Raw genomic sequence first — 24,459 nt, forward strand, 5'->3', positions numbered from 1 at the left:
CGCCCGGCGCTACCCTGCGATGTCGGCAAGCATGGCGTCGAAGGACGTGTAGCCCTCGAGTTTCTCCGCCGCGGCCCGGCAGGTGGCGGCGGGAACGATGCCCGTGTTTTCGCAAAGGAAAATGATGTAGCGCGCGACGTTCGAGGCGAAGTTCAGGCGGCCCACATCACTGATGGCATAGAAGCGCTCCCGCTGGCGGTAGCCGGCGGGCGAGTGATCGCCCAGGGCCGCCTTGTCGGCCTTGCCTCCCGCGGCGAGGACATAGAGGAAGTTATACTCGAACCAGAACATCAGGTCCGGGTCCGGGTCGAGCGACTCCAGCACCTCGCGGGTGCGCTCCGCCGAGGAGTGAAGATCGGCCGGCTCCGCCTGTCCCGCCGTCTTCAGCGATTCGGAGATGAAGGTTCGGGCCATGGAGCGCTCGGTCTCACTCTCGGCGAAGGCGCCGGCCACGGCGAGGTCGAGGGTGAAGGCATACCAGTCCTTCCACAGCTTCTGGTCGGCCTCGTCTGCGGAGGAGAATAGGGCGCGACCCATCTCGTAGGTGTAGCGGCCGCTGGTCTTGATCTCGAGCCGTCCGCCCGTCACCTCGCCCATGATCTGGTAGTTCTCGGCCGACTTGCCGGAGCCCGAGTGGAAACCGATGCTCACGCCGAAGGCGCGGCACACCTCCCACTGGCGTCCGATCATTGCACGCAGCTCCGCGTGGTCCGGATACGGCATGTTCTTTTGAAAGCCGAAGGCGGGCGCGATGAAGTTCACCGGCATATCCATCGCCTCGCAAAGGGCCAGCATGATGGCGGTGGCTTCCGCCGTGGTCAGGCCGGGGAGTTCATCAATCGACAACTCCCGGAGATAGATGCATCCGACTTGGGTGGAAAAATGCTTTTCCCGGATCGCGCGATACTTTTCATCGCGGATCCTCATCTTCCTCATTGCGGGCCAAACACGGCATAGCAGCTCGTTGAACTCCGATTCGTCGAGCGCCACCCCGGCATCGGCCACGCGGGTCTTCACGGTGGCCACCAGGGCGGCATCGACCTCCGAGGAAACATAGGCCGCCTGGGCGTGGGCACCCTCGGGAAGCCGGGTGACGCTGAGTTCCGGTGACAGATCGAAGGTGATGTAGGAGGCGAGCAGGCAGCCCTGCACGAGCTGGTCCTCGCGTGCGTCGTACCACCCGCCGATCGGTTGGTGATCGGCATTGAAGCTCCACGCGATCTTCCGCAGGTGGAAGCCGGTCTTCAGCTTGGCGAGCACGCAGCCGTGGCTCATGCCCTCCACGCTCTGGCCCTGGTGGCCTTCCGGCACGTCGGCGCCGATGAAGGGAAACGGCACCCTGGCCAGCCGGTCGGCGAGCATCGCATCCACATCGAACACCAGCTCGCGAGGGATGCTGCTCTGGTTCGCGGTGACGCCCGTGCCGAGCTGTGCCATGGCCCAATCGACCCCCGGCCAGTGAAGCGTGGTGAAACGGGCGCCCACGCCAATGGTCGCCTCTCCCAGCCGCTGGTTGGCGGTCGGGAACACGGTGGCCTCCGGGTCATGCTGCTGGATGGCGTCCTTCATTTCCAGCAGGTGCGCGAAGGTCGCGGGAAAGGCCAGGCGACCGTCGGCGAGATCGATCGAGTCACCGGACAGCGCGCCGCTCCCCCGCCCCTCGGCTGCAGGAGCCAGCAGCCAGGCGTGATCGCCTCTGGCGTTCTCCGCGAGCTGCCATGTCCCATCGACGGTCGTCACCGAGCTGTGCGGATACACCGTGATCCCCTCACCCGCCTGCAAATCCGCGGCCAGCGCGCACCAGTCCAGACAGAAATCCGGGCTGACGCACGGGTTGTTGGCGATGCGGAGGTCGTTCGCGAGCAGGAAATCGTTGATGGCACTCATGGGTTTGCGGGTCCACTGTGGCCGCTTCGACCGCCGGGACAAGTACCCCGATCCTTCTACTCCGCCTTCATCAGCCGCACTTCGTAGATCCCTCCGGCGACCCATTTCGTGGCCACGAAGCGGATGGTGAGCTTGCCATCCCCGGCTGCCGCCAGGACCTCAGCGGGGATCGGGAAACGCTTGTCCATGAAGCGGCCCGGCATCTCCGCGTCCAGCGTGACCTGCGCGATGCGGTTGCCGTCGGCGAAAATATCAAAGGCCCGGTCGCGGTCGCCGCCCCACAGGGTGAGTCCCAGCTCGGCCGCGGACGCGCCCCGGGTATCGAGCGTGTATTGGAACGACTTTCCATCCCGCCAGCGCCGGCCCTCGTGCTCGCCGGTCTGGGTCTGCTCACCCTCGAAACCGTGCTCCACCTCGGGCTGTTGCTCGCCGGTCGCCACCGCATCGAGCGTGCGCGCTTCGAGGGCCTCGCGCGCCTTTTCCGCGGCAGCCAGCTCCGCCTGCCGCAGGGCCAGTTCGTTTTCCGAAAGGATGTTCCAGTAGATCTGGTAGCGCTGCCCCTGAAGGCCGAAGAACGGAGTCAGTGGCAGACCGTCCGAAGAAGGCGGACTGACCACGTCCTTGATCCGGAAATGAAGCGGCTGCCCATCGGGATCCGGCACCACGTGCCGCGGCAGCTCGGCGGGGGTGGTCGCCAAGGCCGGCACCTTGTCCAAGGGCACCAGCGGCCCGCCCGCGATATGGTCGCCGCGTCCGGACCCCGCCCGCTCGCCGATGAGGTCCTTCGTCCCGGCCGGCGTGGCCATCACCAGGGGCCCGTGCAGGATGGCATACTAGTCGGACCCGTCGGGCAGCTCTTCGACGCGGGTCCGCATCGGCAGCGCGACCTCGACCCGGTCGCCCGCCTCCCATTCACGACGGATGGCGGCATAGGAGCCCGGCTCCGATGAAATCCGGGCGTCCTCGCCATGGATCGTCACCTTGAAATCCTGCTCAGCGACCCAGTCCGGGTGCCGGAGGTGCAGCGTGAAGGTCCGGGGCTGCGGCGGATCGAGGATGAGCACCGATTTTTCCTCGAACGGAAACTTCGTCTCCTGCCGCAACTTGAGGCCTCTGGGCGAGGTCTTCAGCTCGGAGGCGATGAACAGGTTCACGTAAAGGCCATCCGGCGCCAGCGCGTAGATGAACTTTCCATACTTGCCCGGGTTTTCCATGCCGCTGCCGACGCAGCACCAGAACGACTTTTCCGGCGTGGAATAGACGCGGTAGTGAGCCGGCCGCAGCGGGGTGAAATAGACGTAGCCGGGATGCCCGGGGTCGATCGCCGACAGGATGTGGTTGAAGAGCGCGCGCTCATAGAAGTCGGCGTATTCCGCCTTCGGATGGCGCTCGAAGAGCTGCTCGGTAAGGCGCAGCATGTTGTAGGTGTTGCAGCTCTCCGGCCCTTCGCGGTGTTCCAGCATGCCGTGGAAATCCCGGGGATCGTTGAAGTGTTCCGAAACGCTGTTTCCACCGAAGGCGATGGTCCGTTTCCCCACCACGTCCTGCCAGAAAAACTCGGCCCCGGCGTCGGCACGGGCGTCGCCGGTGAGCGTGGCGATCCGCTCCAGGCCGATCACCTTCGGGATCTGCGTGTTCGCGTGCTTGCCGGTCAGCTCGTCGCGCTGGTCGATCAACGGGTCGAGGATGGCGTGGTGGTTGAAGCGCTTGGCGAGCTCGAGGTATTTCTCATCGCCGGTGATCGCCGCGATGTCGGCGAGCACTTCGTTCATGCCGCCGTGCTCGGAGGTCAGCATCGCCTGCACCTGCTCGTCGGAGAGCCGGGAAACGAGGTCCGCCGCCCAGTCGCCGAAGTTCACCAGCAGGCTCTTGGCCTTTTCCCGCCCGGCGATCTGATAGGCATCGCGGAGACCGGCGAAGGTTTTGTGGATGTTGTAGAGCGGCACCCACTTGTCGTTGAGGCCGAAGCCGTGGGCGTTGATCTTCCCGTTCGCGACGTCCTTCCACATGGCTTTTCCGCCGGGCACGCCGCCGAGATAGCCGTTGCCATTGGCCTTCTGCACGCCCTCCAGCTCGTCGAGCATGGAGTCGAGACGCTTGGCCAGCTTGCCGTCCGGGGTGTCGGCGCCCGAGGCGATCATCATCGACAGCGCCGAAAGATAGTGGCCGGCGGTGTGGCCATCGAGGCCCATGCTTTCCCAGTTGCCATAGGGCGGTGCCTTCGGCCGCAGCCCCGCCTCGCGCAGAAAGGGCGCCAGCAAGCGGTCGGGATCGAGGTCGAGCAAGTAATCACGGTTGGCCTCCACGGCGCGGGCGAAAGGGCCGTCCCCGGTCAGGCGCACGGAAGTCAGTGGAAAAAGCCGGGCACCGCCGACCTCCGCCCGCCCGATAAGCGGTAGCAGCAGGGAGATCGCGGAGGCCGCGCCACAAGAAAGCAAGCGGGTCATGAGCAAAGAAACGTTTCACATCCCGGCTCTTTGGCAAGCTTCGCCCCATCGACCCATGTGGGGAGACGGCCATGCCGAGCAGACCCGATTTTCAACCCATGACGGCGTGCTCAGGAAGTAGGCCCGGCGGGATTCGAACCCGCGACCAAGGGATTATGAGTCCCCTGCTCTAACCGCTGAGCTACAGGCCCTTTAAAGGATTCCCGACGATTTCCTTGATCCGTCCATACCGCGCTGGAAGCAAAACGACACGCCTTGAAGCAAGACGCTCTCAGTTTCGAAAATCCAGAGTGGCGAACCTCTTTCGTCATCGGGGCGGCAATTACTACGCAGTCGCCAAGGTGGCTGGCAAGGTTCGACGTCGGACTCTCGACACCGACGACTTCAACCTGGCCAAGAATCGCCTCCCCGCAGCACTCGAGGAACTCCGTGGGGCTTCAGCCGCCGGGACCGCTGGCACCCTTCGGGAAGCGATCAATGCAGAGGCAGACGGGAAGGATCCGACCGTGAAGGCGACCACCCGCCGCTATTATCGACAAGTTGCCGCGAGCCTCCTGAAGACGAGCGACGCCAGCGACGAGAAGCCAGCCGAGAAACCACTCCCTAGGGCCACGGTGGCCGATTTGAGAGCCTGGATGGACGAACATGCCGAGCGGGCGAGCCCGGATCCTCGACAGCATCGCTTCCCAGCAAAAGCGATCGAGCAAAGCCGCTGCTACCGTGGTCCAATTCCTCGCCGGCACTGGGCTGCGCATTTCCGAAGCTCAGTCCCTTCGGTGGCGCGACATCGAACCAGAGGCCTTCGTTCTCCGGACCGCGAAGAATGACGAACTTCGGAGAGTGCCGCTCACGACGGCAGCCAAGGAAGCGCTGGAAACCCTCCGGGCCATGTTCCCCTCCGGTGCACAGGATCCGGTGTTTCCGATGAAGTCTCCTCGAATCGCCCTGGCGAACGCCTGCAAGCGGCTCGGCCTCCCTCATCTCCGAATCCACGGCCTCCGCCACATCTTCGCCACTCGGACTCTGGAAGCCGGCGTCGATGTTCCCACGGTGGCCGCTTGGCTGGGGCATCAGGACGGCGGAGCCCTCGCCATGCGCACCTACTCTCACATGATCGAAAAGCACTCCGACCAACAGATTCACAAAGTCAGGATATGAGCGACCTCCCCGACCAATTCACCCTCGCCTCTCTCGCCACCTCTTGCGAAGGGCAGACACCCGAGTCGCGGGTTCGAGCCGCCCTCAGCATTTGGCGAGCCGCTGGTGAGATGATCGAAAAGGAGCGGCCTCGCCCGATGGTCGACTACTACTCACAGCAAGCAGCGGAAATCATCCGGGCGGCGACCGATTCAATACCCTTCGCCTCGTGGCTCAGCTCGATGATGCCGGGTTTGAAACCCCAGACCAGAAGAGCACGCTACCTCGATTTCCTATTCGCCAAAATTGAGGCGGGGCACGCATTCGCGAGGGAATACCTCAGAGGGTTCCATTCGATGCCCCAGGAGAACGACGATGAAAAGAAACTCACCGAGATGGACCCCATCTTTCACGAGGAGGCGAGACAGGTCGTGATGCCGGAGCAACGCGGCTCGGCCCCTCGCCCGGTGACTCTGGATCCTTTCAACCCTCCTACCGAAACGACGAAGGCAGACCCGACGTTCATCTGGAGCATGATCACCACTCCCTACTCGAGCGGCGTTTCGATCCAAGAGCCGAGAAAAGCCACCGATCAGGCGAAACACCTCGCACAATGGCTGGAGGAGCATGGCATTCCTCTCACCGATGCCATACGCACGGAGACTGCCAAGTTTCTTCGATGGCACGCGAAATCCCGAAAGCAAGCCCGCTCCGAGAACGCCAAGAAGGCAGCCCGGGCAAGGCATTCTGGCGATCGGAAATAGTTCGCCCCGCCCGTTACCGACTGCGCCAGAGAAGGCGAGGATCGGGTCGCTATGAACGATTCTATTCCGATCAACAGCAATATTGTCCGCACTCCTGAACTCCAGCATCTGGCTCAGCAGGTGGCCCGACTCTGGGGGCTATCAGTTCGCTTCGAGCCGATCGCCGGGAACCATCTGATTCCTCCGGACTTCCCGCGAGCGCGGTTCGTTGCCTTCACTCTCTCCTCAGGCTCCAAATTCCAGTCAGGCCAGCTTGAATGGATCAAATGGGACCGGGTAACCAGCCTCGAACAGAAACTCAGCAGCTTGCTCCCGCGGAGGTAGAGAATGGCCCCGGTCTCACTGGGGGAGAAACCGGAGCCTTTTGAGGGAAGACAATCTTAGGGCTCAATCTCCGACTCGTGGCGGGCATGGGATTGGGTGAGGCTTGTTCTGCATTATTTCTAGCGGTTTGCATGTAGCAGAACCGCTGCGAACTCAGTTCATTCTGGAACACGCTCTGACCAAGTCTCCATTCCATGTGGCGGTCGAAAAATCAGATATCCTGATTCAATCCATGCCGTCACATGCGCATTCAGGTTCTCTCGCGTGCCAACCACAAAGCCATCATCCACAATCTTGAATCGAAGTTTATGAACACTCATTCTACCGTCATCTTGTCGATAGCTCATCAGAAGAATATTCGGCTCAATGAACTCATATTCCTCGTCGCCGTCCGATACATTCTCAATCTCACTCCCAACAATTCTCCATCGCCCATGCAGATCAGTTAGATGGAGCTTCATTTCTTTGCAGAACGTCGAGTCCTCTCACACCCGCCCGAAGGCGAGGCTTCGACTGGGGTTTGAGGTTGGATGGACATGACGGCTAGAACTCGCGGCGGGTCAGGGGTTCTGTGAGCCGACTTGTTCGCCCATCTCTTCTATTCTCGATCCTGTGTGCTGTCAGTGTGCGGTCGCAACGCAACTTCAATGGTGCTTGAGTACGGTAGCACTCCAAAAAACCGGTCAGTGATGCTGAATCGCGGCCCGTCCTCGGATGTTCTCGCGAAGACGATTAAGCGACCCGTGGGAGCTTGCGGCATGATACTCTCTTCACCATCTTCGTCGTCGCCGACCAAATACAATCCACCGTAATACACGCTTAACGCCTTCCCCCGAAGAAACTCGTCGCCCTTCAGAACCTTCTCCACCTTGAGTTCGATTGTCATCCCTGCATGTCCCATCGTGGAGTTGATCCCACCCTGAGTAACTTCAGCTATGCAGATAAGGTCCGAACGATCCGCTAATTGTCTAAATCGGTCTTCCTCGACCTTCATTCTCGCGACGTTACCGGCAATCTCTGCATCCGTGAGTTCTCCTAGGCAAGCACCTGCTGCCGCAAGAAAGGCAGGCACTAGGATGGCCACGCGGAATCCTGAGGATCGTATCGATGCACTTTTCATGGCGAGACCCTATGGCTGCGACTTGAAGCAGTCGGGCGCCTCCGGGGTGGGTTGAAGGTTGGAAAGGAGGTGTCGTGTCTGGTTCAATCCGTGGGCTATCGCCCCGACACGTCGCGGCGACCTATCCAACATCAATCGATCGCTACGAATGAAAACGAACTCAGACACGACCCGCTCACTACCTCGGACTCGACGTCCATAAAGAACAAACGGTCATCGCGATCCTGGACGACGACCGCGACGCGGAGCCGCGCCACTATGGATCGGTCACGACTTCCCAGCACGCGCTGGAGCGCGCCGTGCGCCGCATCGCGAAATCACAAGGCCGCAAGCTCTCCGACCTCCACGTCGGTTACGAGGCCAGCGGCTGCGGCTTCTGGATTGCCCGCAGGCTCCGGCAGATGGGCGTGCGCTGCGAGGTCATCGCCCCCTCGCTCATCCCCACGCGCTCCGGCGATCGCGTGAAAACCGACAAGCGGGATGCCGCCAAGCTCGCCCGCTTGCTGCGCGCCAATGATCTCGTCGCCGTCCCTATCCCCGACGCGCTCGACGAAGCCATCCGCGACCTCTGCCGCGCCCGCACCGACGCCGGCGACGACCTCCGCCGCGCCAAGACACGCCTGCTCGCGCTGCTCCGCCGCCTCGGCTACCGCTACGACGGCAAGACCCACTGGACCCAGGCCCACCGCAACTACCTGCGCGGGCTCAAGCTCCCCGATGCCGCCCACCACCGATCCGAATCCCGGAGCGGTTCGCCCTGCGGCCCCCGCGGAGGTCGTCAAACGGCCATCCGCCGCCGCCCGATCACGGCAAGTCGTTGACCCACAGACGCGGATTGAAACCGCAAGAGCAATAGCCACACCGCCCGTCCAACCCGCCTGGCCCCGTTCAACAACCGATAGCTTCGGGGCTACCGCCCAAAGCTATCTTTGGGGTTCGGCTTCTTGTTTTAGCAGGTTCAAGCACTGGTGCCTACCCTGCCTAGGTCATTCAAAAATCAGCCCCTGCGACAACGAGCAAACCTACAGGATCTGGGCCTCTGGAACGGAGCAACACAACCCATCCTTTTCTGCTGGTCACCACGCCTTTGCTCCGCGTGATCCCGTCCGAATTGTTGCCCCGATTCGTTCTTCGAGCGTGACCTCAATATCAATGAGTTCGCCGTTAACGGACCGACTCGCTACCGATGCATTCAGATTTCTACCCTCCGAAGAAACGGAGCCCGTGTCGGAAACCGATGTGGAGCCCAAGTTTATTGAAGGAAGGATCTCTCGCATTTGCTCCCGAGAGAACAATCCGAGTAACTGCTCGGAGAAACGCCGTTCCTCTGGAGAAGTGTCGACATCTGGATTCTCGATACGCTCTACTTCAGGAAAATGGCTCAAGACTTTTGAGAGTTCGTCAGGTGACAACCGGATCAGTCCAAGTTCACCGTCGATGAGTGCCAGTTTGGACGGAAGACTCGCTGTATTATCAATCGGGTCCCTTCGACGCCGTGCGTCGGCTCCTCGTTGTTCTTCGGTGGCAGCCACAGTGTCTCTTACCTCCACGGGTCGCACTTCGGGCAATTTGGAAACGAGGGAGTCTTTGCTTTGTTGTGTGACCCGCCAAAGGGTTGTGATGGCCGCGATAAGAACAAGCACCAGTACAAGGGGCCATTTAGTCTTGTAGGTCATTATTTGCAGATTGAGATAGGGACGCCGGTCATCCGGCGCCCCCCTCGCAGATCCCGGCGTGCGGAACTACCGCACCGGGCTCCTCGGATGGACGCGCTTCGATTCCGCGACGCCGTTGGTTTCTGTTTCTGACTTCATCGTTTACTCATGCTCTCCCGGCTTGTCGAGCCTCCCGCCAGCTCCAGGGTAACGGGGTTTCCAAGATCTTCGGCCGCGGTATTTTCCACCGCTCCCATGCCTCGGCAAACTCCGCCCAGGTGAAGCTGCGCCGCTGGCTGCGGCGGTTCCACCATTTTAAGGCCAAGCGCCGGACCTGGTGCAGCAGTTGCCACAAACGCAGCGAATTCCCGATCACTCCGAAGTAGCGGCTGCGAACGACGGCTTTCACCGTAAAAGCGCCCATGCTTCGCCGCGTCCCGGAAACCCCGCTCCACCGGCGACTCGCACTTCTCCCGGCGCGGGCGAATCCCGGAGCGATTCGCCCCGCGGCCCCCGCGGAGGTCGTCAAACGGCCATCCGCCCCCGCCCGATCACGGCAAGTCGTTGACCCACAGACGCGGATTGAAACCGCAAGAGCGATAGCCACACCGCCCGTCCAACCCGCCTGGGCCCGTTCAACAACCGATAGCTTCGGGGCTACCGCCCGAAGCTATCTTTGGGGTTAGCCTTTCTTGTTCCGGATCTCTAGGTCCTTCTCACCGGCAGCCATCACTTCAGGGCTTCCTGCGCGATACTGGGCTTCATGATACTCAGTTCCATCCTTCGGCCAGTTGCCTGAGCAAACATTGTCGAAGTAGGTTATTGAGCCGTCCGGATAAACGATCCAACCCCACCCACAATCGTTCTGGAATAAACTCATGTAATTTCGAATGGGAATGTTCCGAAGCGGAGTGGGATCGGTCTCTTCGTTTGAGGAGCGACGGTCTCCGTAGTGAAGCAACCGCACAGTGATCCCCAGTGTTTCGAGGCGGTCCCGAACCAAATCGAAATTCCTTTTTGGTGAGCTTGAATAAAGATTGGCGTTCGCGAATCTCTCGGCTTCAAGGAGTTTGAGAGTTGCCTGCGCCTGCTTTGATAATTCCCGAACAGCCTCTCTGTGTTCCTCAGCTACCAGTGGGGAAACAAACATCAACGCGAGAAAGGCTGGAACCAAGGTGCGCATCATAAGGTTTCTTTGCCGATTGAGGTAGGGACGCCGGTCATCCGGCGCCCCCCTCGCAGATCCCGGCGTGCGGAATGACCGCACCGGGCTCCTCGGATGGACGCGCTTCGATTCCGCGACGCCGTTGGTTTCTGTTTCGGACTTCATCGTTTACTCATGCGCTCCCGGCTTGTCGAGCCTCCCGCCAGCTCCAAGGTAACGGGGTTTCCAAGATCTTCGGTCGCGGCATCTTCCACCGCTCCCAGGCCTCGGCAAACTCCGCCCAGGTGAAGCTGCGCCGCTGGCTGCGGCGGTTCCACCATTTGAAGGCCGAGCGCCGGACCTGATGCAGCAGTTGCCACAAACGCACCGAGTTCCCGATCACTCCGAAGTAGCGGCTGCGAACGATGGCTTTCACCGCCGAACGCAGGCCCACCCTGAGGAAACGAAATATGAAGAGCAATGGTTCGAACCTCCTGCTTCCCTGCGACGTTCTCAATCAACACTTGCGCTCCGCCACTAGCGGACTTGGATTGATTTTCTTCTGGTTCAGATATTATCAACGGAACCTTCACAAGGCCGGTCCCTGGGATCTCAAACTCGATCTTCCAGTCACTCTCCGCCCCTCTCGATATCTTGGCTACGTTCATTATCTCATCCATCGGAGCCCACGCCATAACCCACGTTCCTTCGCTAATATCCGCAGCTGGCAGCGCGACCGGAGTCATGAGCGCGATCAGAAGCGGGACTAAAGTCTTCTTGGGTGTCTTCATATCTTGGTTTTTGCAGCTTGAGGTAGGGACGCCGGTCATCCGGCGCCCCTCGCAGATCCCGGCGTGCGGAGTTACCGCACCGGGCTCCTCGGATGGACGCGCTTCGATTCCGCGACGCCGTTGGTTGCTGTTTCTGACTTCATCGTTTACTCATGCTCTCCCGGCTTGTCGAGCCTCCCGCCAGCTCCAGGGTAACGGGGTTTCCAAGATCTTCGGCCGCGGCATTTTCCACCGCTCCCAGGCCTCGGCAAACTCCGCCCAGGTGAAGCTGCGCCGCTGGCTGCGGCGGTTCCACCATTTGAAGGCCAAGCGCCGGACCTGGTGCAGCAGTTGCCACAGACGCACCGAGTTCCCGAGCATCTGCCGGTCGAGCAGGCGGGCAAGCGACCGGAAGCGATGCTTCGGGTCTTTCGCCGCCTTGGTTTCCAGGGCGGACAGGGTGCTTGACACGCTTGATGAGAGGGTCGTCCGTCCTCTCGCGTGGGTGCTCTGTCCGCGTTGTCCATCCGCCCGCTCCTTTGCCATGGGATCGGCTTTCCCGTCTCGGACTACTATGGGCGGATCTGATTCCCGGCGGCCCTGCATGTCGTCTCCAGTGAGTTGATCGACATGGAGCCGCTGGAGATAAATCGTCTCCTGCGGCATGGCCTCCGGGCCTCCCGAGTTCAAGGTGCCGCCCTCCTCAGGGCGGTCATTGGTTCGCTTCTCTTCCGACATGCCACGGTCTTGCTGGACCCCGACGGAACCTTGGGACACTCGCCTGTGACGCATCCTTCGGTGCTGGCTTCCCTGTAACGTTAGCAGGTCGCCTTCCGCATCGCACTCTTACGGGGCTGTATCAACCTTCAGGCGCTTGCGAGACGCCCTGTGGCCTGCCGGATTTTGTCCCCTTCGGGACCTGCGGTCAGGCTGCGCGGTTGGATCGCACTCCGTGCTTGGCAGTCTGTGTACGCTTCGATAAAGCCGTTTCCCCATCCATGGGACGTGACAGGCACGTCTTCCGGAGTTTCGTTGTTCACGCGGTTTCTCCCGCGACATTTCCATGGGTTAGCTGACTTCATCGCAACACTCGGTAATGACTACTGGCTAGGTTTTGTCATATCTGGACTCTCACCAGATCAGAAGCGCCTCGCTTCGCTCGGCGCACAACGATAGAGTGGAGGCACCGGCGGAGGGAAGCTCGAATTCAACTTGCAGCGTTTTCGCCGGTTGCCTCGCACGGCTTGTGCTGCGATCGGATTCTCTGGGGATAGATGGTCAAAGCGAGCTCAAGTCCGAGTTCTTCCATACGGCGAAGAGTGTCGACCGAAAGACGATCATTGAACGGACTGCAAAGATCATCTGCGAGGTAGCCAAGATCAATGACTCTTCTTGTGGCATGCTCCCAGACTTCACGCGCCAAACCTTGCAACTCAGAGATCGAATCACAAAAAGCTCCAATCTTCTCTTCGGCTGTCTGATCATCGCGGTCTTCATCCGAGTGAACCTCGAACGAAGCAAGGTAGGAAACCGGATCAGTCGAACCGCAATACATCTCGGATAATCGGTTTCCATATTGGGCAAAAAACGCCCTAATCGGCTCCAAGTCTTCGCTGGAAGCAATCTCCAAATCGGCGTTAATAAACTCAATCGGCATCGAACATGGGGTATCTATGATTCTTGCAGAACAGGGTGTTTAATAGGCGATTCGGATCGTATATCTCGAACGCCATCGGGGGCAGGATGACAGGCGATTTGTTGATTTAACAAGGAGAATGGGAGGGTTGGAGCGTGATATCAGGGGCGCGAGGGATGAGCTGGAGGACGGTGGGGCGCTGCGCTGATATATCGGCGTTTGGCGTCGCGCGAAGGCCGTATTGGGTCCGGGTGTGGAGGTTTTACGCGATGTCGGGGTGGTTTTGCCTCGTGTCGAAGCGCTCCGGAACGGGGTCGGGGCGTTTGGAGCGATGACGGGGCGATCGTGGTTTGGAAGGCGAGGTAGCGTCCGCGCTGGATTCGGCCTTTGGAGTTTAGATCCTTGGAGCACCGGGGCGGGAATTGCCGGGACGGTGGAGAGCGGGTCCGCCTGCGCCCCTTGCGGGGCTTGGATGAGATGGGCTTCGGATCCACCGGGTGAACCCGGTGGCTACAGCCCTACGCCCCGGTGGGGCTGAACGGCAGTGGAACGCCGGCCTTTTCGAGCTTTCGAGCTTTCGACCTTCCGACCTTCCGACCTTTCGAGCTTTCGAGCTTTCGAGCTTTCGAGCTTTCGAGCTTTCGAGCTTTCGAGCTTTCGAGCTTCAGACTTTAGCTCCTTGGAGCGGCGGGGCGGAGTTGCTGCGGTTAGAGTCACCGGCCGTTGGAGGGGTCTTTGACTGGAGCCTCGCGGTGCTGCCTATCACTGGAGTATTCCAGCATCGAGCGGGCTCTCCACTCCGAGGCCGTTTTCTCCAATCGCGACGTGGAGACTCGGTGGCGGTGATGTCATCGTGCCCAGAGGTTCCTGAATCCGGCGCAGGTCGGTCCCGCTCTCCAGCAGGTGGGTGGCGAAGGAGTGCTGCAGGGCGTGACTGGTGACCTGCTTTTCGATCCCGATCGCGTGGGCGGCTCGCTTGATCGCGCGGTTGTAAACGCCGTCGTGGAGATGGTGGCGGCGCACGATTCCCCCCGGAGAGTCCTCCCTTCCGACCGTGGCGGGATCGATGGCGGTTTTGGTGGCGGGAAAAAGCCAAAACCACGAAGCTTTGCGAGGCCCGGCGGTATTTGCGCGAGAGCGCGTTGGGCATCCAGACGCCGGCGAGGGCCGCCTCGCGATCTTATCAAGCTTCGGAAGGGGCGACGGAAGCCGTCGGAGAACGTTCGCCCCCCCTTCCGATGCCCCTGCCGGGGGTGAATTTCCTTGGGCCGCTGGTTCGCCTTGGGTGAGTCGGACGGGGAGGGACTCGAAGTGAGACCTCAGGGGGGCGGAGTTCTGGGGGCCTGCCCGGCGGTCGATGCCGCCGCCCCCATGCAGGAGCGGCGGCTTTCGGCCGCCAATTTCTTGAGGCGGGAAACCGGTCAATGCCGTGGTTCGTCTTGGGTGAGCCGGGCAGGGAGGGACTCGAAGTGAGACCTCAGGGGGATGGAGTTCTGGGGGCCTGCCCGGCGGTCGATGCCCGCCGCCCCCCATGGGGTCGGCTGAAGGCGACGCACGGGGACGGGCGGGCAGGTTACCCGCTCTCCCTATGGGGCATGCTGCCGCCCTTGGTCGTGGGCGGCGACCCCCGGCCGGGGAAGCGGAGCGATGACGATGCGAGATCGTCCATGCGTAAGGGATGCAGCCGACAAGAGGCCCATCCCCCCTTCCCCAGCATCATCTCGATTCGTAGCCTCCGAAGATGCGGGGCCTGTAAGGAGAGGAGATGGCATGAAAATGCGCGATTCGCGGCGAATCCCACCATCGGGTCCGTCAGGTTGCAAATTTGCCCGTCGGATCACCGATTTGGCCGCCAAATTAGAGATTTATCCGGCAGATCACTGATTTTTCCGCCAGATCACTGATTTGCGCGGGAAATTTGAAATTCAATGAGTCGAATTTCAAATTCGGCGGCCAAATTAGTGATTCAAAGGAATTAATTCGAATATCTCTCGTCTCCCCCGGCGCGGAGATAAAATTTTATCCGATCAAAGCCGATCCGCCGCTCTTCAAGGGTTCGCCCTTGAAATTCACCGGCCGCCGGCGACTGCATTGAGGCGCGGCGCACCTTCCTTCGCTCGCCAGAACGACGGAGAGGCCTGGCAGGTCCGGTTGACTGCGCCCCGGTCGGTGGCTGGATGGCCCTTCAATGAGCCACCGGGCCGCTGTCCTCCTCACCAAAGGCGGCGCGGGGCAGGCGCACGCGCTCGACCAGGTCCTTCACCGCTTCGGGCGGCGCGGGCGTGGCGAGAGAGATGGCGATGGTGACCGCGAAGTTCACCAACATGCCGATCATGCCGATGCCCTCGGGCGAAATGCCGAACCACAGCTGCTCGACTTTTCCCTGTCCGAGGCCCGGCAGGCCGAACTTGAAGAAGCAGATGTAGAGCGCGGTGAAAACGAGGCCGCAGAGCATGCCGGCCACCGCTCCCTCACGGGTCGCGCGTTTCCAGAAGATGCCGAGGATGATCGCCGGGAAAAACGATGAGGCCGCGAGCCCGAAGGCGAAGGCCACGACCTGGGCGACGAAGCCCGGCGGCTTGATGCCGAAATAGCCGGCCACGCAGACCGCGACCCCGGCCGCCAGCCGCGCCACCAGCAATTCCTTCTTTTCCGAGATCGAAGGGTTGATCGTCCGCTTGACCAGATCGTGCGCCACCGAGGTGGAAATGACGAGCAGCAGGCCTGCCGCGGTGGACAGGGCCGCCGCCAGTCCGCCGGCCGCGACCAGACCGATCACCCAGTTCGGCAGCTGCGCGATCTCCGGATTGGCGAGCACGATGATGTCGGCATCGATGTAGAGCTCGTTGGTGGAAGGCGTCGGCGCATTGGTCACCAGGCGCTCGCCGGACGGGCCGGCGGTGCCGTCCTCGTCGAAAGTCGGAGCCAGCTTCGGTGCCCCGGGCGCGGGAGCGAAGGGCGCGCCGCTGCCATCGTACTGCACGCGGCCGTCGCCGTTCTTGTCGAGCCAGGCGATCAAGCCGGCGTGCTCCCATTTCTTGAACCACGACGGCACCTCGGCGTAGGATTTCCCGGGGATGGTTTCGAGCAGGTTGGTCCGTGCGAAGACCGACACGGCCGGCGCGGCGGTGTAGAGGATGGCGATGAAGAGCAGCGCCCAGAAGGCCGACTTGCGGGCGTCGCTGACCTTTTTCACCGTGTAGAAGCGGACGATCACGTGCGGCAGACCGGCGGTGCCGACCATCAGGGTCAGGGCGATCGCGAACACGTCGATCATCGGCTTGTGGCCCTCCGTGTAGGCGGCGAAACCGAGCTGCTCCTGCAGGCCGTCGAGCTTGTCGAGCAGGTAGGTGCCGTCGCCGGTGGTCGCGCCGAGGCCGGTCTGGGGCAGCGGGTGGTTTGTGAGCATCAGCGAAATGAAGATCGCCGGCACCATGAAGGCGAAGATCAGCACGCAATACTGCGCCACCTGAGTGTAGGTGATCCCTTTCATCCCGCCGAGCACCGCGTAGAAGAAGACGATGGCCATGCCGGCGATGACGCCCATGTTGATGTCCACATCGAGGAAGCGGGAAAACACGATCCCCACCCCGCGCATCTGGCCGGCGACGTAGGTGAAGGACACGAAGATAGCGCAGATCACCGCCACCACGCGGGCGGCGTTCGAGTAGTAGCGATCCCCGATGAAGTCCGGCACGGTGAACTTCCCGAAGCGCCGCAAGTACGGCGCGAGCAGTAGAGCGAGCAGCACGTAGCCGCCGGTCCAGCCCATCAGGTAGACGGAGCCATCGCGACCCATCGAGGAGATCAGCCCCGCCATGCCAAGGAAAGACGCGGCGCTCATCCAGTCGGCACCGGTGGCCATGCCATTGGCGATGCTGGGCACGCCGCCGCCGGCGACGTAGAAGTCCTTGGTGGAGCCGGCCCGCGACCAGATGGCGATGCCGAGGTAGAGGGCGAAGGAAAGACCGACCAGAAGCCAGGTCCATTGGGTGACGTCCATGGTTCCGGGCTCAGTCGTTTTTTCCGAGAAGCTCGCGGTCGAGCCGGTCCATCACCTTCACGTAGGCGGCGATCAGCAGCACGAAGGCCACGATGCTGCCCTGCTGCGCGAACCAGAAGCCGAGCTTGAAGCCGGTGCCGGGGATGCGGATTTTGTCGAGCTGATCGACGAACAGGATGCCGCAGCCGTAAGACACCGCGAACCACACGCTCAGCAGGCCGGCCAGCCAGCGCAGGTTTTTTTTCCAATAGCGGCTCCGGGCCGCTTCGTCGGGAAGGGTTTTCTCGTTACTCATGGGTTTCCGACCCGTCTAGCAGCCGGGCAAAAAACCGCCAAGTCCCCTGTTTGAGAAATCGCTCAGGAACGTCCGGCCGCTTCGGCGGCGTCGGTCACCCCTTCCTCGGGTTTCTCCTTCACGCCCTCGGTCAGGATCCGGGCCTCTTCCGCCGGCCGGCGCGGCTCCTTTCCAATCGCCACCGCGATCCAGCGGAACTCGTCGCTGCTGTCGAGGAGCACCTTGACGACCATCGTCAGCGGCACCGCCAACAGCATCCCGATCGGCCCCCACAGCCAGCCCCAGAAGATGACGGAGACAAGCACGATCAGGGTCGAAAGCCCGAAGCGGCGACCCATCAGCATGGGCTCCAGCACGTTGCCGAGGAAGGTATTGATCAGGAGGTAGCCGCCCAGCACGGCCACCGCATAGGGCGGGCCGGAGACGAGCAGGGCGAGCAGCGTCGGCGGCACGCCGGCGATCACCGAGCCGACCACCGGGATGAAATTCATCGCGAAGGCCATGATTCCCCACAGCAGCCAGAAATCGATCCCCGCCGCCCAGCACAGCGCGCCGGCCATCAAGCCGGTCACCAGGCTGATCGCCGTCTTGATGCCGAGGTAGCGCTGGGTATCGCGCAGCGCGATGAGCATCCGCTGGATGTTCGGGCCGCGCGCCTCGCTGATGGCCTCCATCCGCCGCCCGAACATGCGGGCCTCGGTGAGCATGAAGATGGTGAGGATGATCACCACCACCGAGGTGCCGAAGAAGCTCACCAAGCGCCCGAGCACGTCCGTGCCCACGTTGACGATCTGGCTGAATCGCAGGTCGCGGAGCTGGCCGACCATGGCCTCGGCCACCTTGGAGACCCGCGCGTCCTCGTCCGGCACGGGAATCGGCTCGACCGGCTGGGCTTTCGGGGCCTCGGCGATGGCCTCATCGAGTTCCTCCTCGCTCATCCCGCCTTGGGCCGGGCTCGGTTCCCACAAGTGCTTGATCCAGTCCTCCGCCCCGGCCACATCCTCGACCATCTTGTCGAGCTTGGCCGCCGTGAGGTCCTTGTACTGCGATTCCCAGCGGGTCTGCAAATCCCCCACCACCGACAGCGCACAGAAGATCACGCCGGCCAAAAATGCGAAGTCCACCAGCACCGTCAGCAGGACCGCAATGGTCCGCGGGACCCCGCGGTTGCGCAGCCAGTTGGTGATCGGAAAGCTGACCGTGGCGATGAAGAAGGCCAGCAGGACCGGCACGAAAAAGCTCTGGGCGGCCTTGAGTCCGGCGATCAGCACCACCAGCGCCGCCAACAGCATCAGCACCTGGGCGGCGCGGGGTCGGCGGAGCGGACTGCTGGTTGGCGTCATCGGGTCGGGCCGACTCTAGTCCGCCCGGCTGGGGGTGACAAAGCAATCCTCCTTTTCCCACGCGAATTTCACGCCGGCTCCACCCGGCGCGGGGAAACCCAAGCCCGGTGACCGACGCTGCGTTTCACCGGTCGACCGAAAAAGCCCTCGACGCCGGGCCGCTCGAGCAGGTCCGCCACCGCTGGCCCGAGTTCCGGCCAGCGGAAGCCGAACCCCTCGGCCTCCAGCCGTGCCGGCACCACCCAGCGGCTCTTCAACACCAGCTCGGTCTCGGTCCGCATCAGGCAGGCTCCGATTTCCAGCATCCAGCGCGCGGCCGGCAGCCCCACCGGCATGGCCACCGTTTCCCGCAGGGTCCGCATCAGCTCCGCATTCGTCGGGACCCGCGGGGCGGTCAGGTTGAAGACGCCGTCAGCCAGCATGTCCTGCTCGAGGTGCTCCATCGCGCCGATGAAATCCTCCATGTGGATCCACGCCACCCGCTGGCGGCCCGGCCCCATGCGTCCGCCGAGGCCGCTCTTCGCCAGGCGGCGCAGGACTTCCAGCACCGTTCCGGGCTCATCGGCCAGCACCATGCCGGTCCGCAGCGCCACCTTCCGCACCGCTCCCGGCACCTTGGCGGAAAAAAACGACTCTTCCCACGCCCGGGCGACTTCCACCGAGAAGCCCTCGCCCGGTTCGCCCGACCACTCGTCCTGCGGCCGGTCCCGCGCGTCGCGATACCAGGTCGCCGTGCTGGAGTTCATCCACACCCGCGGCGGCACCTTGCAGGCGGCGATCGCCTCGCCGATCGCACGCGTCGAGTCGACCCTCGAGGCCAGGATTTCCCGCCGGTTCGACTCGTCGTAGCGGCAATCCACCGAGCGCCCCGCCAGATTGACCACCAGCGCCGCGCCCTCCAGCGCCAGCGACCACGGACCGGGCGTCCGCCCGTCCCACGGCAGGAACATCGCACGCCGGTCGATGCCCTCCCCGTGCCGCGCCACCGCCGCCACCTCGCGGCCCTGGTCGAGGTAGTGCCTCGTCAGATAGCGCCCCAGGAAGCCGTTGGCGCCGAAAATCACGACATTGCCCGTGTTCACCGGCCACCTCCCTCCACCGTGGCCATGGTCGGAAAACGGCAGCTGCCGGAGTCGCACTCCTTCTCCAGCGGGGCGAGCGCCTCCGCCAGCTCCGCCTCCGATCGCAGGCTCGCCAGCGCCGAGATCCTCAGGCGGTTCCGCGAGATCGCGTGGACGATCGTTTCCAGCCACGGGCGGAAATGGGGTGCCGCCAGCCGATGGGACCACAGCCGGTATTCCCGGGTCGCCCACAGGCACACCAGCCAGGCATCGCTGCCCTGCCACCAGCGTCCGTCATCGGCCCGCACCACACAGTCCCGGTCGGCCCCCAGCTTCAACAGCCCGGGAAACTCCCGCTCGGCCCGTGGGGAATCGTAGCCGATGAACTCCACCTCCACCCACAGGGCGCTCGTTTCCAGCCATTGGCGGAACCGGCAGCACAGACCGCAGCGGACATCGTAAAAAACCGTCAACCGTTTCATCGTGGATTCCATGAGCTTGTGGTGACCTTGGCGATCCGGCACCGCCCCTCACCGCACCGGGGTGACCACCCCCGCGGGCGGCACCGGGGGGCCGCTGCGTTCCAGCTCCGCGCGGCGGCGGAGTCGCGTGAAAATGAACAGATTGAAGAAGTGCATGGCGCCCAGCACCAGCAGCACCACCCCCATCTTGCCGCTCAGCACCTCGAAAACCCCGCGCACCTCCGATACCTCCCCGGCCACCTTCAGGTAGAGCGAGACGAAGCCGATGTTCATCAGATAAAAGCCGACCACGAGCAACTGGTTCACGCTGTCCGCCAGCGCCTCGCGGCCGTGGAAGCAGTCGATCAGGAAAATCCGGCCATTGCGGTGGAGCGTCCGGGCCACCCAGATGGTGAGCGGCACCGCCAGGGCCAGATACAAGGCGTAGGTCATCGTCGTCGCATTCATGATTTATCGTTCGTTTTGTTGTTTCGGGAAATTCTGAAAATTACGGGTAAAATCCTCAGCCCAGCAGTTTGGCCGCGAGCTGGACGGCGAAGCCGTGCTTCATGGTTGAAACGCGATCCGCCACCGTGGAGGCGAAGCCCACGAACTCCTCCAGCTGGCGCATCTGGTCATGAAACTGCCGGCCCTCCGCCGTGGTGAGCTGGCTCGTTTCCTCCGCGCACTGGTGCAAGACCCCCAAAGCGGGCTCGATTTCCCGCCGTTTGCGCTCCTTCGCCACGATCGTAAAGATCTGCCAGACATCCTTTTCCGCCTCGAAATACTCCTTCCGGTCGCCCTTCTTCACCACGATCCGCACCAGGCCCCAGGCCACCAGTTCCTTGAGGTTCGTATGCGCGTTCCCCCGACTGATCTGAAGTTCCTCCATCACCTCGTCCGTGCTCATGGGCGCCGGGGCGACCATCAGCAGCGCATGAATTTGAGCCATAGTGCGCGGAATTCCCCACTGGGTGCCCAAGGCCCCCCATTGGCCTACGAACTGCTCACGTGCTTCTTCCAACTTTGACCGCTCGTCTGTCACTGTTTTCAGAAAATACCGAAAACAACCCCAACGCAACCCTAAACACGAACTCCCCGCCGAAAGGTTCCGTCTTGATTCCTCGCGAGTGACGAATCAGACACGAAGCAAACCGTGGCGCGGTCTCCTGTTTGGAGCAAACAATCCCTGTCGATCAACCCAGAAGTCAGTTTATGAAACACCGTAATCTACGAGCCAGTTCTGCTGTCTCCTTCCTCCCGGCGGCAATTGTTGCCATCTCGGCTGCGGGTGCCGCACCCGTCGAAATGAATGGCGCGGGCAGTTACAGCGAAAATTTCGATACTCTGCCGATTGCTGAAGCCAGCAACACTTGGACGGATGATACCACATTGAACGCTTGGTATTCGAACCGGGTTGTCATCCTTGCGGATACAGGATCGACGACCTCAGGTGGTCTTAGGGGCTATGGCGCCCTCGATTCGACCGAACGGGCGCTGGGGTCCCTTGGCTCAGGCTCGGCAAATCCCGTAATCTACGGAGTGCTTCTCTACAATTCAGGCAGTGTTCCGGTTGAGATCAGTTCGATCACATACACCGGCGAACAATGGCGTGTAGGTGGCACGAACGCCGTGGATAATACCCTTTCCGTCGATTATCAGGTCTACGATACCGACCCCAGTGCCGGTCTCGACCTCTCTCTTGGTTCTTGGTCGGCGATCCCTACGGCGAATTTCAGCTCGATCACCGACAACGGAACTGCTGGGGAGCTCGATGGCAATGCACCGGAAAACCAGCTGGCGGTGGACTCAGGCTCGATTCAAATCGTGGTGCCTGCGGGACAGTATGTCGTCGTCCGCTGGTCGGATCCGGATAACTCCAGCAGTGATAACGGCCTTGCGGTGGACGATCTGAACATCCAGTGGGTTGAGAGTACCGGAGTGGATGTGTTGCCCCCGGAGCTGGTGAGCACGACTCCAGCGGACGACAGCGTCACCGTACCCGTTGAAACCGTGGAAGCGGGCGACACCCTCGTTGCCCTCTTCAATGAAAACATCCAAGTCGGAACCGGTATCATCAACATCCGTGAGGTGGATGGTGATGCGATCGTCGATAGCATCGACGTGACCGACGACTTCAACTTCTTCGCCTTCGACAACGAAGCCGACATCACCCTCGGCACCTCCCTCGAACAGGGCAAGGCCTATTACGTGGAGATCCCGAGCGGCGCGATCCTCGACCTGGAAGGCAACGCCTTCGCGGGCACCACCGCGACCGACTGGAACTTCGAAGTCCCTGCCCCAGCCGGTCCGCCGAGCGTGGTGGTGAACAAGATCCTCAACGGCGCACCCGACACGGTCGAGCTGCTGGTCATCGCGGATGGCACCCCCGGCACGGAACTCGACATGCGCGGCATGATCCTGAAGGACTTCTCCGGCAGTGGCGATAACGGTGGCCGGTATCTCTTCACCGATGACGCGCTGTTCTCGGACTTGACGGCCGGCACGCTGATCACGGTCGTGTCCGGTTCATCGGTTTCTTCCGATACGGATGATTCCGACTTCACTCTAACGCTCGGTCTGGAGGATCCGGTCTATTTCACCCATCTCGCCGGCGGCTTCGATATTGCCAATACCGACATGGTGATGATCAAGGCCGCGGGGAGCGACGAGGCAGGTGTGCTCGGCGGCATCCACGCTTTGGTGGCTGGATCGCACCCGCTGGCAGCGGACTTCACGGGTGCAAAACTCACCTCCGAGTTCGGAGGTTCCAACAGCATCATTTATGCGAACAACTCGACGAGCACGCTCGATGACTATAACGGGTCCGACACGTCGCTTGTTCCCTCGACCGAGCTTTCATTCGGCGCGCCGAACAATGGTGAGAACGCCATCTACATCGCCTCCTTGCGTGGGACGAATCCCGCTGACGGAGACGGTGCGGCCTTCGTAGTCAATACGACTGACACGAGCATGTTCAATTCGCTCCAAATGTTCGACGACGGCCAGACGGGACAGTCCGCGACCGTGTTCATCAATGCCACCATCAGCAGCGTCACGCTCAGCGATGTGACCGTGGAGGTCCCCTCCGTGCTCGGAACTCCGACGGTAGGGACGGTTTCCCTGTCCGGCTCCGGTGCCACGAGTGCCACCTTCGGCGTTTCCGGACAGACCATCACCATTTCCAATGCCGCTGTCACAGACGTCGATGACCTGCAGGTAACCGTGACGGGCCTGTCCACTCCGGTTCCTGTGGCGGGAGAGACTGGCAATTACCCCTTCCAAGTCTCAACGACCGCCTCGGGAGGATCTCTGATGCCGATTGCTAATCAGCCAGCGGCCCACGTGATTGCACCCATCATTGGAATGCGTGGCATCAATGCCAATGGAGTTGCAGTAGAGGCAGGCACGGTGGTCGCCGTGGAAGGCGTTTCTACCGAACAGGATTTCGGAAATACCGGAACCTCCAACTTCAGCGCCTTCATCCAAGACTCTACTGCCGGGGTGAACATCTTCTCCTCGTCGGAAGATCCGATGCTGGTCCGTGGCAATCGCTTCGCCATTGTCGGAACGGTCGCCCAATTCAACGGACTGACGGAAATCGTTCCGCTTTCCGCTTCCAGCGTGGTCGCACTGGGTGCCGATGTCGAACCAGCTCCGGTCACGGTTTCGCTGGCGACACTTCTTGAGAATCCTGAAGACTACGAGGGTCGCCTGATCACTGTTGAAGCCCTTTCCTATGTTTCGGGGACATGGGGTCTAGGTCAAACCGTCAAACTTGAGGACTCCTCTTCGAATCGCTTGGATATTCGCATCCAAGGCGGCTCCAGCGCCGCGACGGAGCCGGTTTACCCCGCTTCCATCACTGGTGTGCTCGGTCAGTATGACACTTCTTCACCCTACAACGCCAGCTACCAGCTGATGCCCCGTGACGAAGCCGATGTGGTCGGTGGCGTCTCCGGCGGCGGCTATGCCGATTGGGCGGCGCTCAATGGCGTGACGGAAGGTCCGGATGGGGATGACGACATGGATGGCATTGCCAACCTGATCGAATACGCCCTCGGCCTGGATCCCCAAGTGGGGAATGGTTCGCCGGGGACCTTCGATGGCTCGACGCTGAGCTTCACGAAGTCGGCCACCGAGCGGACCGATGTGACCTACACCATCGAAACCTCGTCCGACCTCGGCGTTTCCGATCCGTGGACTCCGGTCACGGCGGACACCAACGATGCGAGCACGATTTCCTACACCCTGCCGACGAGTGGCGCGAGGTTGTTCGCGCGCCTGGTCGTGACCCAGAACTAAGAAGACTTCCGGCCTGCTGCTTGGTCATCATCGTCGGGCGGTCCCGGGAAATCCGGGGCCGCCCGATTCGTATCGAGGCGGGCCGTTTTTTGCGGCTGCAAGCCGGC

Annotated in this window: 22 protein-coding genes, 1 tRNA gene and 1 pseudogene; 4 read left to right on the forward strand and 20 right to left on the reverse strand. The window is 62.0% G+C overall.

Going from position 1 to position 24,459, the window contains the following annotated elements; genetic code table 11:
* Positions 1–9 precede the first annotated feature (9 nt).
* The 4 genes from ABXH26_RS12800 to ABXH26_RS12815 form a co-directional block, all read right to left on the reverse strand.
* Positions 10–1,887 carry a tagaturonate epimerase family protein gene (locus ABXH26_RS12800; protein WP_353567469.1) on the reverse strand — a complete coding sequence of 626 codons (1,878 nt, stop codon included), beginning with the start codon at positions 1,885–1,887 and terminating at the stop codon, positions 10–12.
* A 56-nt stretch (positions 1,888–1,943) separates the two neighbouring features.
* A complete protein-coding gene (locus ABXH26_RS12805; protein ID WP_491850099.1) occupies positions 1,944–2,714 on the reverse strand; it encodes a DUF6805 domain-containing protein in 771 nt (256 codons plus the stop codon).
* Between the two features lie 6 nt (positions 2,715–2,720).
* Entirely contained in the window at positions 2,721–4,334 is a 1,614-nt protein-coding gene (locus ABXH26_RS12810) for a glycoside hydrolase family 127 protein (RefSeq protein ID WP_353567471.1), read from the reverse strand.
* Positions 4,335–4,452: 118 nt separating this feature from the next.
* A tRNA-Ile gene (locus ABXH26_RS12815) sits at positions 4,453–4,525 on the reverse strand.
* Positions 4,526–4,979: 454 nt separating this feature from the next.
* On the opposite strand from ABXH26_RS12815, the gene ABXH26_RS12820 reads away from it, so the two are divergent.
* Positions 4,980–5,492 (forward strand): tyrosine-type recombinase/integrase, encoded by a 513-nt coding sequence (locus ABXH26_RS12820; RefSeq protein ID WP_353567472.1) that lies wholly within the window; start codon positions 4,980–4,982, stop codon positions 5,490–5,492.
* Entirely contained in the window at positions 5,489–6,235 is a 747-nt protein-coding gene (locus ABXH26_RS12825) for a hypothetical protein (protein ID WP_353567473.1), read from the forward strand. Before ABXH26_RS12820 ends, ABXH26_RS12825 begins: the two co-directional genes overlap by 4 nt.
* Positions 6,236–6,717: 482 nt before the next feature.
* Here ABXH26_RS12825 and ABXH26_RS12830 read toward each other — a convergent pair whose 3' ends face one another.
* Together ABXH26_RS12830 and ABXH26_RS12835 are read right to left on the reverse strand one after the other, a co-directional pair.
* Positions 6,718–7,020, reverse strand: coding sequence for a hypothetical protein (locus tag ABXH26_RS12830; protein ID WP_353567474.1), 303 nt, complete (start codon positions 7,018–7,020; stop codon positions 6,718–6,720).
* A 137-nt stretch (positions 7,021–7,157) separates the two neighbouring features.
* Positions 7,158–7,679, reverse strand: a complete 522-nt coding sequence (locus ABXH26_RS12835; RefSeq protein WP_353567475.1) for a hypothetical protein — start codon at positions 7,677–7,679, stop codon at positions 7,158–7,160.
* A gap of 194 nt (positions 7,680–7,873) precedes the next feature.
* On the opposite strand from ABXH26_RS12835, the pseudogene ABXH26_RS12840 reads away from it, so the two are divergent.
* Positions 7,874–8,500 (forward strand): annotated as a pseudogene (locus ABXH26_RS12840) (IS110 family transposase); the annotation flags it as partial.
* A 255-nt stretch (positions 8,501–8,755) separates the two neighbouring features.
* Here ABXH26_RS12840 and ABXH26_RS12845 read toward each other — a convergent pair.
* The 14 genes from ABXH26_RS12845 to ABXH26_RS12910 all read right to left on the reverse strand — a co-directional run bounded on the left by ABXH26_RS12845 (position 8,756) and on the right by ABXH26_RS12910 (position 21,092).
* A complete protein-coding gene (locus ABXH26_RS12845; protein WP_353567476.1) occupies positions 8,756–9,355 on the reverse strand; it encodes a hypothetical protein in 600 nt (199 codons plus the stop codon).
* A gap of 145 nt (positions 9,356–9,500) precedes the next feature.
* Entirely contained in the window at positions 9,501–9,743 is a 243-nt protein-coding gene (locus tag ABXH26_RS12850) for a hypothetical protein (protein ID WP_353567477.1), read from the reverse strand.
* Between the two features lie 273 nt (positions 9,744–10,016).
* Positions 10,017–10,520 (reverse strand): hypothetical protein, encoded by a 504-nt coding sequence (locus ABXH26_RS12855; RefSeq protein ID WP_353567478.1) that lies wholly within the window; start codon positions 10,518–10,520, stop codon positions 10,017–10,019.
* Positions 10,521–10,660: 140 nt separating this feature from the next.
* Complete coding sequence (locus ABXH26_RS12860) at positions 10,661–11,269, reverse strand: hypothetical protein (RefSeq protein ID WP_353567479.1); 609 nt, start codon at positions 11,267–11,269, stop codon at positions 10,661–10,663.
* A 150-nt stretch (positions 11,270–11,419) separates the two neighbouring features.
* On the reverse strand, positions 11,420–11,719 hold the full coding sequence (locus tag ABXH26_RS12865; protein ID WP_353567480.1) for a hypothetical protein: 300 nt from the start codon (positions 11,717–11,719) through the stop codon (positions 11,420–11,422).
* 736 nt (positions 11,720–12,455) lie between these two features.
* Positions 12,456–12,905 (reverse strand): hypothetical protein, encoded by a 450-nt coding sequence (locus ABXH26_RS12870; RefSeq protein ID WP_353567481.1) that lies wholly within the window; start codon positions 12,903–12,905, stop codon positions 12,456–12,458.
* Between the two features lie 741 nt (positions 12,906–13,646).
* Complete coding sequence (locus tag ABXH26_RS12875) at positions 13,647–13,907, reverse strand: tyrosine-type recombinase/integrase (RefSeq protein ID WP_353567482.1); 261 nt, start codon at positions 13,905–13,907, stop codon at positions 13,647–13,649.
* A gap of 1,162 nt (positions 13,908–15,069) precedes the next feature.
* Positions 15,070–16,887 (reverse strand): sodium:solute symporter family protein, encoded by a 1,818-nt coding sequence (locus tag ABXH26_RS12880; protein WP_353567483.1) that lies wholly within the window; start codon positions 16,885–16,887, stop codon positions 15,070–15,072.
* 10 nt (positions 16,888–16,897) lie between these two features.
* Complete coding sequence (locus tag ABXH26_RS12885) at positions 16,898–17,182, reverse strand: DUF4212 domain-containing protein (protein WP_353567484.1); 285 nt, start codon at positions 17,180–17,182, stop codon at positions 16,898–16,900.
* A 62-nt stretch (positions 17,183–17,244) separates the two neighbouring features.
* Positions 17,245–18,525 (reverse strand): AI-2E family transporter, encoded by a 1,281-nt coding sequence (locus ABXH26_RS12890; protein WP_353567485.1) that lies wholly within the window; start codon positions 18,523–18,525, stop codon positions 17,245–17,247.
* Between the two features lie 68 nt (positions 18,526–18,593).
* The gene (locus tag ABXH26_RS12895; protein WP_353567486.1) at positions 18,594–19,589 is read right to left on the reverse strand and encodes a TIGR01777 family oxidoreductase; all 996 of its coding nucleotides are present in this window, start codon (positions 19,587–19,589) and stop codon (positions 18,594–18,596) included.
* Positions 19,590–19,603: 14 nt separating this feature from the next.
* Entirely contained in the window at positions 19,604–20,080 is a 477-nt protein-coding gene (locus ABXH26_RS12900) for a thiol-disulfide oxidoreductase DCC family protein (RefSeq protein WP_353567487.1), read from the reverse strand.
* Between the two features lie 36 nt (positions 20,081–20,116).
* Positions 20,117–20,515, reverse strand: coding sequence for a hypothetical protein (locus tag ABXH26_RS12905; protein ID WP_353567488.1), 399 nt, complete (start codon positions 20,513–20,515; stop codon positions 20,117–20,119).
* A gap of 55 nt (positions 20,516–20,570) precedes the next feature.
* A complete protein-coding gene (locus ABXH26_RS12910) occupies positions 20,571–21,092 on the reverse strand; it encodes a GbsR/MarR family transcriptional regulator (RefSeq protein ID WP_353567578.1) in 522 nt (173 codons plus the stop codon).
* Positions 21,093–21,262: 170 nt separating this feature from the next.
* On the opposite strand from ABXH26_RS12910, the gene ABXH26_RS12915 reads away from it, so the two are divergent.
* A complete protein-coding gene (locus ABXH26_RS12915) occupies positions 21,263–24,352 on the forward strand; it encodes an Ig-like domain-containing protein (RefSeq protein WP_353567489.1) in 3,090 nt (1,029 codons plus the stop codon).
* Positions 24,353–24,459: the final 107 nt, after the last annotated feature.

This window comes from Haloferula sargassicola (assembly GCF_040362925.1).
GTDB lineage: Bacteria > Verrucomicrobiota > Verrucomicrobiia > Verrucomicrobiales > Akkermansiaceae > Haloferula > Haloferula sargassicola.

Bases quoted from the DNA above. Each gene is read 5' to 3' on its own strand.
- ABXH26_RS12800 (WP_353567469.1), bottom strand. From the start codon at position 1,887: ATGAGTGCCATCAACGATTTCCTGCTCGCGAACGACCTCCGCATCGCC.
- ABXH26_RS12810 (WP_353567471.1), bottom strand. From the start codon at position 4,334: ATGACCCGCTTGCTTTCTTGTGGCGCGGCCTCCGCGATCTCCCTGCTG.
- ABXH26_RS12820 (WP_353567472.1), top strand. From the start codon at position 4,980: ATGCCGAGCGGGCGAGCCCGGATCCTCGACAGCATCGCTTCCCAGCAA.
- ABXH26_RS12825 (WP_353567473.1), top strand. From the start codon at position 5,489: ATGAGCGACCTCCCCGACCAATTCACCCTCGCCTCTCTCGCCACCTCT.
- ABXH26_RS12830 (WP_353567474.1), bottom strand. From the start codon at position 7,020: ATGAAGCTCCATCTAACTGATCTGCATGGGCGATGGAGAATTGTTGGG.
- ABXH26_RS12835 (WP_353567475.1), bottom strand. From the start codon at position 7,679: ATGAAAAGTGCATCGATACGATCCTCAGGATTCCGCGTGGCCATCCTA.
- ABXH26_RS12845 (WP_353567476.1), bottom strand. From the start codon at position 9,355: ATGACCTACAAGACTAAATGGCCCCTTGTACTGGTGCTTGTTCTTATC.
- ABXH26_RS12855 (WP_353567478.1), bottom strand. From the start codon at position 10,520: ATGATGCGCACCTTGGTTCCAGCCTTTCTCGCGTTGATGTTTGTTTCC.
- ABXH26_RS12860 (WP_353567479.1), bottom strand. From the start codon at position 11,269: ATGAAGACACCCAAGAAGACTTTAGTCCCGCTTCTGATCGCGCTCATG.
- ABXH26_RS12870 (WP_353567481.1), bottom strand. From the start codon at position 12,905: ATGCCGATTGAGTTTATTAACGCCGATTTGGAGATTGCTTCCAGCGAA.
- ABXH26_RS12880 (WP_353567483.1), bottom strand. From the start codon at position 16,887: ATGGACGTCACCCAATGGACCTGGCTTCTGGTCGGTCTTTCCTTCGCC.
- ABXH26_RS12885 (WP_353567484.1), bottom strand. From the start codon at position 17,182: ATGAGTAACGAGAAAACCCTTCCCGACGAAGCGGCCCGGAGCCGCTAT.
- ABXH26_RS12890 (WP_353567485.1), bottom strand. From the start codon at position 18,525: ATGACGCCAACCAGCAGTCCGCTCCGCCGACCCCGCGCCGCCCAGGTG.
- ABXH26_RS12900 (WP_353567487.1), bottom strand. From the start codon at position 20,080: ATGGAATCCACGATGAAACGGTTGACGGTTTTTTACGATGTCCGCTGC.
- ABXH26_RS12905 (WP_353567488.1), bottom strand. From the start codon at position 20,515: ATGAATGCGACGACGATGACCTACGCCTTGTATCTGGCCCTGGCGGTG.
- ABXH26_RS12915 (WP_353567489.1), top strand. From the start codon at position 21,263: ATGAAACACCGTAATCTACGAGCCAGTTCTGCTGTCTCCTTCCTCCCG.